The organism is Mucilaginibacter calamicampi, assembly GCF_042676765.1.
GTDB classification, from domain to species: Bacteria; Bacteroidota; Bacteroidia; order Sphingobacteriales; family Sphingobacteriaceae; genus Mucilaginibacter; species Mucilaginibacter calamicampi.
The window spans coordinates 128,449-143,163 of the sequence record NZ_JBHTHU010000019.1; the positions used below are offsets into that span (position 1 = coordinate 128,449).

At 42.0% G+C, this 14,715-nt stretch carries 15 protein-coding genes; 3 read left to right on the plus strand and 12 right to left on the minus strand.

Annotated features, from left to right (window positions below; translation table 11 throughout):
- Positions 1-50: 50 nt before the first annotated feature.
- Positions 51-1,211: a DUF418 domain-containing protein gene (locus tag ACFQZS_RS14560; RefSeq protein ID WP_377101466.1), complete on the minus strand. Its 1,161-nt coding sequence runs from the start codon at positions 1,209-1,211 to the stop codon at positions 51-53.
- A 336-nt stretch (positions 1,212-1,547) separates the two neighbouring features.
- Between ACFQZS_RS14560 and ACFQZS_RS14565 the strand changes: the two genes are divergently transcribed.
- The gene (locus ACFQZS_RS14565) at positions 1,548-2,441 is read left to right on the plus strand and encodes an alpha/beta hydrolase (protein WP_377101469.1); all 894 of its coding nucleotides are present in this window, start codon (positions 1,548-1,550) and stop codon (positions 2,439-2,441) included.
- A gap of 63 nt (positions 2,442-2,504) precedes the next feature.
- Entirely contained in the window at positions 2,505-3,224 is a 720-nt protein-coding gene (locus tag ACFQZS_RS14570; RefSeq protein ID WP_377101470.1) for a hypothetical protein, read from the plus strand.
- A 274-nt stretch (positions 3,225-3,498) separates the two neighbouring features.
- On the opposite strand, the gene ychF is transcribed toward ACFQZS_RS14570, so the two are convergent.
- The gene (gene ychF / locus ACFQZS_RS14575; RefSeq protein WP_377101473.1) at positions 3,499-4,602 is read right to left on the minus strand and encodes a redox-regulated ATPase YchF; all 1,104 of its coding nucleotides are present in this window, start codon (positions 4,600-4,602) and stop codon (positions 3,499-3,501) included.
- Between the two features lie 188 nt (positions 4,603-4,790).
- On the opposite strand from ychF, the gene mgtE reads away from it, so the two are divergent.
- Positions 4,791-6,164, plus strand: coding sequence for a magnesium transporter (mgtE, locus tag ACFQZS_RS14580; RefSeq protein ID WP_377101475.1), 1,374 nt, complete (start codon positions 4,791-4,793; stop codon positions 6,162-6,164).
- A 77-nt stretch (positions 6,165-6,241) separates the two neighbouring features.
- Here the strand turns inward: mgtE and ACFQZS_RS14585 are convergent, their stop codons facing one another.
- From ACFQZS_RS14585 to ACFQZS_RS14630, 10 genes are all read right to left on the minus strand, one after another.
- Positions 6,242-6,577, minus strand: a complete 336-nt coding sequence (locus tag ACFQZS_RS14585) for a DUF3276 family protein (RefSeq protein WP_377101477.1) — start codon at positions 6,575-6,577, stop codon at positions 6,242-6,244.
- Between the two features lie 124 nt (positions 6,578-6,701).
- Positions 6,702-8,498 carry an ABC transporter ATP-binding protein gene (locus ACFQZS_RS14590; RefSeq protein ID WP_377101480.1) on the minus strand — a complete coding sequence of 599 codons (1,797 nt, stop codon included), beginning with the start codon at positions 8,496-8,498 and terminating at the stop codon, positions 6,702-6,704.
- A 156-nt stretch (positions 8,499-8,654) separates the two neighbouring features.
- Complete coding sequence (locus tag ACFQZS_RS14595; protein WP_377101481.1) at positions 8,655-9,104, minus strand: MarR family winged helix-turn-helix transcriptional regulator; 450 nt, start codon at positions 9,102-9,104, stop codon at positions 8,655-8,657.
- 111 nt (positions 9,105-9,215) lie between these two features.
- Positions 9,216-10,154 (minus strand): MBL fold metallo-hydrolase, encoded by a 939-nt coding sequence (locus tag ACFQZS_RS14600; protein ID WP_377101483.1) that lies wholly within the window; start codon positions 10,152-10,154, stop codon positions 9,216-9,218.
- Positions 10,155-10,745, minus strand: a complete 591-nt coding sequence (gene coaE / locus ACFQZS_RS14605) for a dephospho-CoA kinase (protein WP_377101484.1) — start codon at positions 10,743-10,745, stop codon at positions 10,155-10,157.
- Positions 10,745-11,692, minus strand: a complete 948-nt coding sequence (locus tag ACFQZS_RS14610; RefSeq protein WP_377101486.1) for a YbbR-like domain-containing protein — start codon at positions 11,690-11,692, stop codon at positions 10,745-10,747. The genes coaE and ACFQZS_RS14610 overlap by 1 nt, the downstream gene beginning before the upstream one ends.
- 167 nt (positions 11,693-11,859) lie before the next feature.
- Positions 11,860-12,171 carry a preprotein translocase subunit YajC gene (yajC, locus tag ACFQZS_RS14615; protein ID WP_377101487.1) on the minus strand — a complete coding sequence of 104 codons (312 nt, stop codon included), beginning with the start codon at positions 12,169-12,171 and terminating at the stop codon, positions 11,860-11,862.
- A gap of 10 nt (positions 12,172-12,181) precedes the next feature.
- Positions 12,182-12,619: a DUF1573 domain-containing protein gene (locus ACFQZS_RS14620; protein ID WP_377101489.1), complete on the minus strand. Its 438-nt coding sequence runs from the start codon at positions 12,617-12,619 to the stop codon at positions 12,182-12,184.
- A 1-nt stretch (position 12,620) separates the two neighbouring features.
- Entirely contained in the window at positions 12,621-13,568 is a 948-nt protein-coding gene (gene nusB, locus ACFQZS_RS14625; protein ID WP_377101491.1) for a transcription antitermination factor NusB, read from the minus strand.
- A 43-nt stretch (positions 13,569-13,611) separates the two neighbouring features.
- Entirely contained in the window at positions 13,612-14,697 is a 1,086-nt protein-coding gene (locus ACFQZS_RS14630) for a Glu/Leu/Phe/Val family dehydrogenase (protein WP_377101493.1), read from the minus strand.
- Between the last annotated feature and the right edge of the window lie 18 nt (positions 14,698-14,715).

The window sequence follows — 14,715 nt, forward strand, 5'->3', positions numbered from 1 at the left end:
TCCCGCTCGGCATTGCTGGGCGGGATGTTTTGTTTTTGGGGAGAGGCCACTCAACCCTTTTTCAACGGCAGTCTTTTGCCATAACTTAATTGCCGCCATACCCACTCAATGGGGCCGTAGTTAAAATAACTTAGCCACCATTTACTAATAAATATCTGTAAGGTAAAAACAACCACTGCCGTAGTAAAGTAAAACCAATAAGGCATGGTATTAAATATACCTAAGCCCACATTCATAAATATAAATATGGCAATTACATTTTGCACCATGTAGTTGGTAAGCGTCATTCGCCCCATGTTTTGTAGTGCTGCAAAAAAACCTTTTAATTTTTTATTAAGATATAACAGACATATGCCGGTAAGTATGGTCGTCATGGTGGCAAAAACCAACCAATAGCGGGGCTTAAAATAGTTAAATACAGGCGCGTTGCCTGCCATACCCATCAATGTAGCAACAACAGCCATGGTTATCCAGGCCACGTAAAAAGTGGTGTTTATTTTCTTTTTAAAAACATCCATATGGTTAAAAAAGTCAACGCGTTGTGCTGCAAGGCCAAGCAACATGCAGGCAAACATCATAACATGCACTGATATGGCATACTGCGGAAAAATTATCTGCAAGTAGTAAGTGCCTTTTAAATGAGATATAAAAACGTCTATCAAACTACTGCTGTATAGCGTTGGCACCACGTGTTTATTAACCGCGCCCATGTAATCATAAGGCAGGGCAAAAGCTACCCCCGCCTGTATAAACGGTAGCAGCAACAGCATTACCGCTGCCGTAATAAAGGCTTTTTTTGCCGATATATTTCTAAATAGTATCAGCAAAAGGCCCATTAAGGCGTAGTCCTTCAAAATATCGCCAAACCAAAAACACGAGTTGATGAAGGCAATAATCAGCAGCCAGAACATGCGTTTGCCAAAAAACACCAGCGGGTCTTTGTCCTGCTGTTTCATTTTAGCTATTACCACGGCAAAGCCGTAGCCGAATAGCAAACTTAACATGGTCCATGATTTTGCTGCAAATACAACCTGGTTTACACCCTGAAGAATATTAGAAACTAAGTCGGGTTTAACGGTTATAGGCTTCCCTATAAATGTATAATCAGAATAGTTGCCTATAACAACGCCAAGTATGGCCCAGCCACGCAAAATATCAACTATAGCAGTACGATTAATGGCCTGAATGGGCTGGACAGTTTCGGTTGACATGACAGATCGGTTAACTCATTAAATATAAATAATTTATTGTTTCGTTGGGTTCTTCGCCAAACACGCGTTCAATCAGCACATAGGGTATTCTCATTAGTTGTATACGCTTTGTAGCTAAATTGGCCTTTTTTCAGCAAAATTTATATCGATTTTGCAAAACTTAAAATTTCAATTAATTGATTATCAATTACTTGATTTTAAACTGTATACAGTCAAATGGAACTGAGTGTATACACCTGTATACGGCTACAGAGCTTAATTATTAGCAAAAATTGCTGTTTCATTACGCTAAATGTGTTAATTTGGTACACCAATTTGATCTTACCAACTCGTGTTATGAAATTTTTAAAAGCTTTTTTACTGGCAGCTCTCTTAAGCCCGGCTGCTGTGCATGCGCAGGATACTTTGAAGTTATATTCAGGAGCCATTCCTAATTCAAAACCAACAACACTAACCAATTTTGGTGGCGGGCAGGTTAGGCGTGTTACTACCCCGGTACTTGAAATTTACCTGCCCGAAGCCGGCAAAGGCAACGGAACAGCAGTAATTGTCATTCCCGGTGGTAGCTACGTAGGGTTAAGTTACCAGGGTGAAGGCATACGGACAGCAAAGGAGTTTGCTAAGAACGGCGTTGCTGCTTTTGTGTTGAAATACCGCCTGCCTAACGATGCTTTTATGATTGATAAAACTATCGGTCCGCTGCAGGATGCTCAGCAAGCCATAAAAGTGGTTAGAGAAAATGCGGCTAAATGGCAGATAGACGCAAGCAAGGTTGGAATAGCAGGCTTCTCGGCCGGAGGCCATTTGGCGACCACAGTAGCCACACACTTTCAAAAGGCTTATATAGATAATTCTAATAACACCAATCTCCGTCCTGATTTTTGTATTGTAGTTTACCCGGTTGTAAGTATGCAGGATGGTGTCACTCATATGCAGTCACGCAACAACTTATTGGGCAAAGATGCCGGTAAAGCCTTGATAGACGAGTATTCAAACGAGCTAAAAGTAACCGCCAACACCCCACCAACCTACATTACCCACACCGGCGACGATAAATTGGTTGACGTTGATAACAGCATTTTTTATTACGAAGCTTTGCGGAAAAATAACGTCCCTGCGGAAATGCACCTTTACCCAAAAGGCGGGCACGGCTTCTTAATTGGATGGGCCCCTGATAGATGGATGCCTAATATGCTCACCTGGTTAAAGAGCATCAATATGGTTAAGTAAAAACGTTAAAAATTGTTAATGAACAGCAGTATTTGAAAAATCTGATTTACATTGGTAGCGTAAATGAGGTTTTTAATACTGCTGTTATTGTTTTCCGGATTTTGTGCCGCGGCTTTTGCGCAGGGCAGGGTACGTGGTAAAGTGCTAGAGGTTAAGACATATAAACCCGTTGAGGCGGTAACTGTCGAAAATCTTACTAATCGCGCGGCAACAAGTAGCGATGCCGCAGGTTCTTTCTCGGTAGTAGCAAAAAAAGGCGATCTGCTTAGATTTTCAAGCATGGGCTATAGGGCAGATACCGTTTATTTAAAAGACCTTGATATTTTAACGGTATATCTTATACCCCAGGAAAATATGTTGGGTGAGGTAAAGGTGAAAGAACTGGAGTTCCCGCCCGGCGCGTTTGCCATGCCTGCGTTAATGGGCCCTTTGGGCAGCAAGGTAGTACGCTATCAAACAGACAAAGCCGGCAATCCCATAGGCGGGCTTAAAATGAGCCTCGGCGACCTGTTCGGCGGCGGCAAAAAGACAACGGAAAAAAAATTAGAGATCTATAAAAAACAGGAGCAGATAGCCAGGGTTTTTAACGCTACCACGCTTGGCAAGTATTTACCCTTTCAGGGGCAGGAACTTAAAAACTTTGTAATATTATATATGCCTGATGTAAATACCTTTTACGACAAGAATTTTAACATTACCGAGTATATCAGCGTCAGCTACCGCAAATTTATGGAGATACCGGAGGAGAAACGCAGATCAAAAGAGTTGGTGGAGCTTAAGTAACTTGCCTTACACCATCTTGTCATTTCGACGAACAGCGAGGGGTTGAGTGGTGGAGTAAGGAGAAATCTTTTCGAATAGCTACATGCTTTATCGCTTCGAAAAGATTTCTCAGTCGCCCTGCCGCGCTTTCATTCCCGCTGCTCTTTCGAAATGACAACGAGTTTTTAGAAAAATAACCACAAACCCTGAAATCCGAATAAATTCGAAATCGAACATCCGAAATCCGAAATCCGAATAAATCCGAAATCGAACATCCGACATCCGAAATCAAAAACTACACGTTAAACCTAAAGTGCATAATGTCGCCATCCTGCACAATGTAGGTTTTACCCTCAATGTTTAATTTGCCTGCCTCTTTTATCGCGCTCTCTACCCCGTTATGTTTTACAAACTCGTCGTATTTAATAACCTCGGCGCGTATAAAGCCTTTCTCAAAATCTGTATGGATAACACCTGCGGCCTGTGGCGCGGTAAAGCCTTCTGTAATGGTCCACGCGCGTACTTCCTGCACACCCGCGGTAAAATAGGTGGCCAGGTTAAGCAGTTTGTAAGCCGCCTTTATCAGTTTATTAACGCCCGATTCTTCCAATCCCAGATCATCCAAAAACATCTGGCGCTCTTCAAACGATTCCAACTCTGCAATTTCAGCTTCAATTTGAGCCGATATTACCAATACGCCTGCGTTCTCGTTTTTAACAGCCTCTTTAACGCGGTCAACATAAGCATTGCCGGTTTTAACAGCAGCCTCATCAACATTACATACATAAAGTACCGGTTTGGCGGTTAATAACCACAGGTCGGCAATGTATTCTTTATCTTCGTCGGCAACGGGCGCGGTACGGGCAGATTTGCCGCTTAACAAATGCTCCCGGTAAACGGTTAGCACCTCAAAGGTTTTTTTAGCCTCTTTGTCGCCACCGGTTTTAGCCATCTTCTCCACTTTTTGGATCTTTTTCTCTATAGAATCCAGGTCCTTCAGTTGCAGCTCGGTATCAATAATTTCTTTATCGCGTATGGGGTCAACGCTACCGTCAACGTGTATTACATTGTCGTTATCAAAGCAGCGCAGTACATGCAAAATGGCGTTGGTAGCGCGTATATTGCCTAAAAACTGGTTGCCTAAACCTTCGCCTTTGCTGGCACCTTTAACAAGGCCCGCAATGTCAACAATCTCAATAACGTTAGGCACTATGCTTTTGGGGTTAACAATTTCGGTTAGCTTAACCAGCCGCTCATCGGGCACGGTAATTACGCCCACGTTAGGCTCTATAGTACAAAACGGAAAGTTAGCCGCCTGTGCCTTTGCATTTGATAAACAGTTAAAAAGTGTTGATTTACCCACATTTGGCAAACCCACTATACCACATTGTAATCCCATTTGTTTTTTATTAGAGTCAAGAAGCAAGAGTCAAGAAACAAGAAAGGTCTTGACTCCTGCTTCTTGATTCTTGTATCTCTTAAAAGGCGCAAAGATAACAGAAAATACCACCTTGTTTTTTGAAAAAATAAACGACTTTTGTGGCAGATTTTTTAATGCAGTAAAACCGATGTAAAAACAGGTGTATTATGGAAGAAATGGTTGAGCAAATTGAATTATTGCTGGAGGAAAATAACGACGAAAAACTGCGCGATTACCTTAACAACCTCAATATATCTGACGTTGAAGAACTAATAGATGAGCTTCCGGAACATGGCCCTAAATTTATTGAAACGCTTACCCTCAACAGGGCAGTAAATGTTTTCAGGATACTGGATTTCCCTACGCAGGAGCGGATCTTTAAAAAACTTTCCGGCGATAGGATAGCCGAAATAGTAACAGATCTGCCCCCCGATGACCGTACCGCGTTTTTCTCTGAACTGCATGGCGATGCCGTTAAAAAGCTGATACTGCACCTTTCTGCTGCCGACCGTAAGGAGGCGCTATCCCTTTTAGGCTACGACGAATATAGCGTTGGCCGCTTGATGACGCCTGACTATATCACCGTTAAAAAAAGCTGGACGGTTAGTCGTGTGTTGGAGCACATTCGCCAATACGGTAAATTATCTGAGACGATTGATGTGATCTATGTGATTGGTGATAAAGGTGTTTTATTGGATGATATAAGGATCCGTGAGATATTATTGGCCGATCCATCAACCAAAGTAAGCCAGCTAATGGATGGGCGATTGATAGCGCTGCATGCTTCTGATCCGCAGGAAGAAGCCATAAATGTTTTCAGGATGAATAACCGCGTGGCACTACCTGTTACTGATGATGATGACGTGCTGCTGGGTATTGTTACAGTTGATGATATTTTATGGATAGCCAACGAAGAATATACCGAAGACATTCAAAAAATTGGTGGTACCGAAGCGCTGGATGAGCCTTACTTGGATATATCATTATTAAAGCTGGTTAAAAAACGTGTAGGCTGGCTTATCATATTGTTTTTAGGCGAGATGCTTACGGCTACGGCGATGGGTTTCTTTCAAAAAGAAATTGAAAAGGCGGTAGTACTGGCGTTGTTTATCCCTTTAATTATCTCCAGCGGTGGTAACAGCGGGTCGCAGGCATCAACGCTTATTATACAGGCCATGGCATTAGGAGAGGTTACTATAGCCGATTGGTGGCGCGTAATGCGACGCGAAATTCTATCCGGCCTTATGTTAGGTATAACGCTGGGAATAATTGGTTTTTTACAGGTGATCATCCGAAGTGAGTTGAGCGATATTTACGGGCCACACTCCACATTGATAGCCATAACGATAGGATTTTCTTTGGTAGGGGTAGTTTTATGGGGATCGTTAATGGGTTCAATGCTGCCACTTTTATTGAAAAAACTGGGTGCCGACCCTGCCACATCATCTGCCCCCTTCGTAGCCACCCTGGTTGACGTAACAGGGCTGGTTATTTACTTTAGCATAGCGGTGCTAACCATGCATAATTTGTTGGTGAAATAGCTGGTAAAACAAAAAAACCTGTCCGTTTACCGGGCAGGTTCTCCATTAGATTATAATTGGTTTAGCGTGATTGGTCTTTATAAATTATCAAAAGAGAAATCTTCGTCTGCAGACGCTTTCGCGGTCTCCGGAGCGTCGCTAAATTCATAGCGTTTCTCAACAACTTCCTGGTGGTCTTTTATGTAGTCAATGGTTCCGTTCAGGCCTTCAATAAACTTTTCAAAATCTTCTTTGTACAAAAATATTTTATGTTTAATAAATACTCCGTCTTCCAATCGTTTTTTGCTTTCAGTAATGGTTATGTAATAATCATTTGACCGTGTTGCCTTTACATCAAAAAAATAAGTCCTTTTCCCCGCTCTTACCTTCTTTGAAAAAACCTCTTCGCGCTCTCTGTTGTCGAAATCTCCCATGTTAAAAATGTGTTGTAATTTAGTTTGATTGGCATAAATATAAATAAATTTTCAATCTGCAAGTATTAATTCAAATAATATTGAAAATTTATAAAACAATTAAGCAAAACTGTGTAAAAAACTACTAATTAAGGCTTTCCGGCTCTTCTTCTTCAAGCAATTGTTTTTCGTACAGCTCAAAATACGTTCCCTGCAGGCTTAAAAGGTGTTCGTGGGTGCCCTGTTCTATTATTTGGCCATTATCCATAACCAGTATTTTATCAGCATTTTTAATGGTTGATATACGGTGCGCTATAATAATATTGGTTTTTCCCTGCATAATGCGCCCCAGGTTATTAAGTATCTCCTCCTCGGTACGGGTATCCACTGCCGACAGGCAATCATCAAATATTAGCACCTGCGGATACTTAGCTATTGCCCGCGCTATTGACACACGCTGTTTTTGCCCGCCCGAAAGCGTAACGCCACGTTCGCCAATAAGTGTTTCAAAGCCATGCTCCAAACCAATAATGTTATTAAAAACTGCGGCGTCTTTCGCAGCCTGTTCAATGGCAGGCATATCAGGGGTATCGGCGCTAAAGGCAATGTTATTGGCAATGGTATCAGAAAACAAAAACACCTCTTGCGGAACGTAGCCCACCTGGTGGCGATAATCAGTTAAATTAAGCTGTCTGACAGATTTTCCATCTATCAGGATCTCGCCCTGCGTACTATCATACATGCGCAACATTAAATTGGCTATGGTTGATTTGCCCGATCCCGTGCGGCCAATAATAGCCACCATTTCTCCGGGCAGCGCGGTGAAAGATACATTTTTAAGCGCCTGTATGCCGGTATCCGGGTAGGTGAACGTCACATCTTTAAACTCAATAGCACCTTCCAGTTTATGCGGCGTAGTAATAACCGACACTATCTCGGGCTTTTCACTTAAAAATTCGTTAATGCGTTTTTGCGAAGCAGCGGCACGCTGTATTAATGAAGTTACCCAGCCCAACGCCATTACCGGGAAGGTAAGCTGACTAAGATAAACTATAAACTCGGCAATATTACCGGGGGTGATGTTCCCCTTCATTACCTCTACGCCGCCTATGTATATAATAATAACGTTGCTCAAACCCACCAGCAGCAGCATAATGGGGTAAAACATGGCTTGTACCCTAACCAACGACATGGAATGGGTTTTATAGTGATCGCTCTCGGTAGCGAACTTTTCGCGTACAGAAGCTTCGCGCACATATGATTTCATGATACGGATGCCCGAAAAATTTTCCTGCACAAAGCTGGATAGTGACGACAAGCGCTCCTGTATTTTTTCGCTGCGGAAATTGATAATATTATTTACATAATATATTATAACTGCCAGTATGGGTAGGGGCAAAACAGAAAATATAGCCAGACGCACGTTTACGCTTAACATGGCATATATCACCAAAACAAACAACACCACCGTGTTAATGGTGTACATAATGCCCGGGCCCAGGTACATACGCACCCTGCTAACATCTTCGGTAGCACGGTTCATCAGGTCGCCGGTGTTATGCCTGCGGTAAAATGCGAGAGACAGCGCCTGGTAGTGATCGTATATCTCATTCTTCAGATCGTACTCTATATGCCGCGACATGAGTATGATGGTTTGCCGCATAAAGAAAAGAAACAAACCCCTTATTATAGCTAAAACAAGCACCAACGCACCAAACAGCAACAGACTTGCGCCAAAAATATCGTAAATAATATTTTGCCTGTTAAAGCCCGAGAATAATTGATAGGTGCTTATGTTTTCGTTAACCAGATCAAATGCCACGCGAACAACCTGCGCGGGCAGTACGCCAAAAATATTAGAGATAATAACAAATAATACGCCCGGAATAAGCCTCCAGCGGTATTTGTAAAAGAATTTATTTAAGTAGGAAAGATCTCTCATAAAGTCGGAAGGTCCGCGCGCCGGCGGATGTCCGTTAGTCAAAAGTAGATTAATACAATTGATTTTTCAAGCTAAGCGTTTGTTTCCCTTACTAAGGTTACAATAACGCGGCGATTTTAATACTGCTGAAACGCGACCAACGATGATCAGAACGCCTTATCCCCTTAATTTATCAAGCAGATCGCTCAATACACCCGCTTCTTCAGACGTAAGGTTGTCTTTCAGAAAGTCTTTGGTTTTAAATTCCGCATCCATCTTAGCCAGGGTCTCTAATCCCTTTTCGCTTATGCGGATATCAACAGCACGGCGGTCTTTATTGTTGGTGCAGCGGGTTATCAGCTCTTTTTGTATCAGCCTGTCAACAATGCGCGATGCATCACTCATCTTATCCAGCATACGTTCCTTAAGCAAATTTACAGTTGCCGGTTTGGGGTATTGACCGCGTAGTATGCGCAGAATATTAAATTGCTGGTTGGTTAAATTGTATTTTTCAAAGTGGCAACGCAGGGTATTATTAAGCCATCCTTCGGTATAGGCTATGTTAACAACTACTTTATGGTAGTTGTCTTCAAAGTTTGAACTCTTAATTTCGTCGTCTATCCGCATAGGCTTATTAACTTGGGCAATACAAATATGTTTATGTTTTCTATCACTTTATCAGGTAGTTGCGTATTAAAATACAACAAGTACTTGCCAAAACTAAAAGCAGCTACCAGATCAGTTGAGCAATTTAACAAAAATATTGTCACCAAAATAAGTTTGCAAGTGTTTTCCGTTGCCGTGCAGCGTCCATATTTGTTTGGGGTTAACCTGCTTTACCGCCGTTAGTATATCGTTCCAGTCAACATGATCTGATATAAACAGCGAGTCCTCCCGGTTAACCTGCAGATTGTCCCAACCCGACGCGAACAGTCGCTTTACATCAGTTGCACGTATATAGCTGTTAAAAGTAAAAGGGGGTACAATGTAAACAAAGTTATCCTGCGCTTTCATCAATTTACGCCCATACAGTTGGTAATTGCCCAACGCTATGCCGGCGGCTTCGTATATTTTATTTATAGGCAGTATGCGATGGTGCACCAGGATCTTTTTTTGTGGCGCGTGGTCGGTTATCATCCTTATCAGCCGTTGACTTTTGCCTGTAGCATAAGCACCCAATAGAATATTGCTTTGTATGCTATTTAGCTTTTGTATTTCGGCAACAGGGTCGGGGTGAATAACTTTCGGATCGGCAAAAGTGCTTTCTGTTATTAGTACGTCAGCTGCTCCCAGCTCAATTGGTTCGCACGTTGCGTCGGGTTGCAGTTTATAGTCGCCGGTATAAAGGTATTTAGCGCCGTTGTATTCCATCAACACCATAGCAGAGCCCAGCATGTGCCCTGCGGATATAAATGTGAGCTGCACGCCGTTTACATTGAATGATGTATGGTAAGGCACTATGTTAAAAATCTTAGCGGCATAGCGGCTGTAGCGCAGCTCCATAAAGGCGCGGGTAGGGGCAGTGCAATAAACTTCTGTATTTCCGCTTATGGCGTGGTCGGCATGAGCGTGGGATATCACCGCGTTTTTTACGGGCAGCGAAGGATCAAGGTAAAAATCGCCATATTTACAATACAGGCCGTTTGCATTAATAAAAACAAAGTCGTCTGCTATCATCTATACCAACTGTAAAAACTGACGATGCAGCTCCAATATTTGCGGAATTAACAATTGGGTGTCGTCATTATAGAGGAGATAATCGGCCAGTTCTTTTTTTCTTTCTTCGGTAAACTGCCTGGCTTCGCGTGCTTCTACCTCCGCGCGACTTATGTGGTCGCGATCCATCACTCTTTTTAGTCTCATTTCTATGGGTGCGGCAACCAAAACAGTTTTATCGCAAAATTTGTAGGAGCCGCTTTCAAACAACACCGCGGCTTCTTTTATAACGTAAGGCTCATTGGCAAAGGCCGTTGACCATTCATTAAAAGCCCGGAACACGGCAGGGTGAACAAGCGCGTTAAGGTTTTTCAGCTCCACTTCGCTATTAAACACTATATCTGCAATATATTTTCTGTTGAGGGTTCCGTCCGGAAGATAAGCATTATCGCCAAAGGCTTTTTTTATCCCGTCTATAAGTAACTCGTCATAGGTCATTACCTTTTTTGCTTCTGCATCAGCATAAAAAACAGGAATGCCTAAAATTTCAAACACACGCGCCACGGTGCTTTTGCCACTGCCTATATTGCCTGTTATGCCAATTTTTAACATTATTTCTTTACAATAAAGTCTATGTTGCGCGGTTCAATGCGCACTATTTTGCAAAAATCGGGCACCCTGATAATTTTAACCGGGAGTGTGCTGTAGCCATATTTTTTCCAATAATCCAAATCTGCCTGCGCCTCAAACAGGTCCGGATCTATATCTGCATACCTGTCAAGCGATGTGGTAAAGGTAACCTTAATGCGTTGCGGCACCACTTTGATGTTATAATAATAAGTGTTGTTGATGATCTTTACCGGGATCTGTATCGTTTTCTCTGTAAACTCATTTACAGGCACTTTTATCTGCACAATTTTTGGATAGACAGTGATATTGCCCTCGGCAGGCGGCTTAAGGTTAATTGCCGCATTTATAGTTTCATCAACATCTTTAGCTTTTAACGAATCAGTAGGCCATGCCCTCATAGCATCTATTTCGCCACTGGGGCCGCTCACTGTAACGTATGATGGCTGGATGATGATATTGTCTGACTGCGAAAATTGCTTCTGATAGTTTATATCGCTTAACAGCTTAACGGGTATGCGGCGTATGCTGCGGTTAGAGAAGTCGAAATACAGCGTATCCGGATTAAAAGATTTGATAGGATTGTTACGCGGCATTTCGGCGTTGATGCTCTGTAGCTGGCTGCTTAATGTTACATAAGGCCGCTGGTCAAGCGATTGCAGATCAACCGTGATAGGGGCACTTTTTTCTTTAACCCTTGCGAAAAGCATCTGCCAGCCGGTACCTGTTACAACTGCTTCAATTGTATCTGACTGCAGCGAATGAAAGGAGCGCTTAAGAGGAACATTTTTATACCGGATGATCTTTTTTGTGGTGTAAGAATAGGTGCTTGAAAAAGCTACCACCAGCCAGGCACAAACAGCCAGCACAAGGCAGGTTAAAAAAACGGAGATGCGCCTGCGCTCTGTTGCCGATAGTTTTATTATTGCCATTTTTTAAGGTAAAAAAGGTAAAAGGCGAAAGGTAAAAGGTTTTGCCTTTTCGCCTTTCGCCCTATCTTATAATACTTTATTTTCTAATGATAAAAAGCAACTTTTACTCTTGTATTCAGGTCTTAATTAATTTAAGCCTTTTACCTTTCACCTTAAGCCTTTTACCTCTATTTAGCCGGTGTATTTAACGGTTTTGATGCATCAAGCGATATTGCAGATTTATCAAAACGTAGTTTGCTGCCCAGCTCAGTATCAATTACTATGGTTGTGTCGTTTACTTCGGCAATGCGGCCGTGTAAACCAGCAGTAGTTATAACTTTATCGCCTTTTTTTAACTCGTCAGCAAATTTTTTCTGATCCTTTTGCTTCTTCATTTGCGGGCGTATCATAAAAAAATACATCACCAGGATAATTAATCCTAACGGTAATAATTGCTGTAAGCCAAACCCACCCGCTTGTAATAAAATAGTTGTTGTCATTGTTTAAAATTTATTTTTTTGGCAACACTTCGCCTATTAAATGCACTACACTTTGCGCAGGGTCGGTATTAGCTGTTACTGTAATTTGTTTGTCTTGTAAGCCTTGTTTGCCTGCGCTGTTAAATGTAACCGAAATTACACCCTCCTTACCGGGCAATACCGGTGTTTTTGGCCAGTTAGGCGTAGTGCAACCGCATGATGCCACCGCATTAGTTATAATTAATGGCTGCATGCTGCCGTTATAAAATTTAAAGCTGTAGGTTACCTTTTCACCTTCGGTTATTTTGCCAAAGTCGTGGCTCTCCTCGTTAAATTTAATAATTGCCGGGTCAGCTTTAGCTGTAGCGGCAGCGTTTGTGTCAGCTGTCGCACCTTCAGCGCTTTTCCCTGAATTGTTGCAAGCCGATAAAGTGCCTGCAGCAAGTAATATTAAAAAAAGCTTTTTCATATTATTCAATAAGCCCTCTGCCTGTTTTACGTATTTTTTTATCTTCTTTTAATTCAATTAAAATTTTGTCTAAAATACCATTTATAAATGAATTACTTTTTGGTGTGCTAAACTCCTTCGAAATTTCAAGGTACTCGTTAATAGTAACTTTAACAGGTATAGAGTTAAAGTTCAGAAATTCAGAAATGGCCATCTTCATCAATAAAGTGTCCATCATGGCAATACGTTCAGGCTCCCAGTTTTGCGTTTTAACGCCTATCATTTCCTGGTAGTCTTTATCATGTTTAATAGTAGCCTGCAACAGGTTTACAATAAACTCCCGGTCCTCGTCCCAATTGCCTGTTGTTTCTGCTAATTTATTTTTAGCAGGTTCGTCAAAAGAAAAGTTTTTAAAGGTTTTGGCAATCAGCGCCTGTAAAACTTCCTTATCAACCGGCCAAAAAATAAACTTTTCTTCAAAAACCTGTTCAGCTAATGTTGATTTAAGTATTACCTTTTTAAAGATGAATTTGATAATGTCCTTATCGGTTTGAATGGTATCGCCGCTTTTTTGCAGATATTCTTCATACTCGGGCGCCGCTTTCAAAGCCTTAAAAAGGCCTTTAACCAACTCGGGATCAAAATTCCATTCTACTTTGTATTTTTTAATACCAGCCAGGTATTCTTTATTCTGTATAAGCGAGGTGTAAAAGCGATTGCTCAGGATTTTTAAATTGGCATTCAAATCATCGGCGGTGGGTAAATGTTTGTGCGCGCGCTCTTCGGCATCCCTTGTAGCATATTCAATAACTTCTGTTATTAGCGATAGCATCCAGATATACATTTCGTATACCTTGTCAACATTTTGGAGTAGATTTTTTTCATGCTGACTTACACTATTTGCTCCCGTTTGATGGTACGCGTATAATGCCTGTAATACTTTTACCCGTAGGTGTCTTCTGTTTAACATACTGTAAGAACGATTTTAGGACGAATCCTGTTTATTATTTATTTTAATAGGATGATTTTACTTTATTTATATCGGCTAAGCGCTTACTTACTATTTTATTGGCTGCCTGTATAGTTGGTATATTCTCTGCTTTTGAAAGTTTTAATACGTTGCGCGTGGCTTCGTAAATGTTTTCGGTAAGCTGTAATGAATGTTTTTTACTAAAGCCCATCAACTCTGAGTAGCAATTAATAACGCCGCCGGCACTAATAACGTAATCAGGGGCAAATAGTATACCTTTCTCCAATAACATTTGCCCGTGCACGGCTTCATCTTCCAGCTGGTTATTAGCCGAGCCGGCAATTATGGCACATTTTAACTTTTTAATGGTTTGCGAGTTTACGGTAGCACCTAACGCACAGGGCGAATAGATGTCTGCATCTATATCAAATATACTGTTGTTTGAAACCGCCTGCGCGCCATATTTTTTTGATACAAAGCCGGTGCGCTCGTCATTAATATCACTCACATACACCTTAACGTTTTCGTCGCGAAGTAGTTTTACCAGGTTTTCGCCAACGTGGCCTATGCCTTGAACTATTACCGATTTTCCGGTAAGGTTATCGGTGCCAAAAAGTTCCTTAACCGATGCCTTGATACCCATATACACACCCATTGCCGCTATAGGGGTAGGGTCGCCGCTGCCGCCCATTGTTTCGGGCAGGCCGGTTACATGCTGGGTTTCCATGCGGATATATGCCATATCGCGCGGGTTGGTGCCCACATCTTCTGCTGTTATGAATTCGCCATTCAAATTTTTTATGAAACGGCCAAACTTGCGTAGCAAAGCCTCGGTTTTATCGCGGCGCGAATCGCCTATTATCACCGCACTGCCACCACCCAGGTTGAGGCCTGATATGGCAGCTTTGTAAGTTATGTTTTTAGACAGCCTTAGTACATCATCCAGCGCGTCATCCTCCGTTTTATAGGCCCACATACGTGTGCCGCCTAAAGCGGGGCCCAATGTAGTGTCATGAACGGCTATGATGGCTTTCAAACCGGTATCCGGGTCGCTGCAAAACACAATTTTCTTGTGTCCGTAAGTTTCAATTTTATTGAACAGGGATTCGGTGGCTTCCTTTGCTGGCATTTGCTGTTTTTAGGCTCA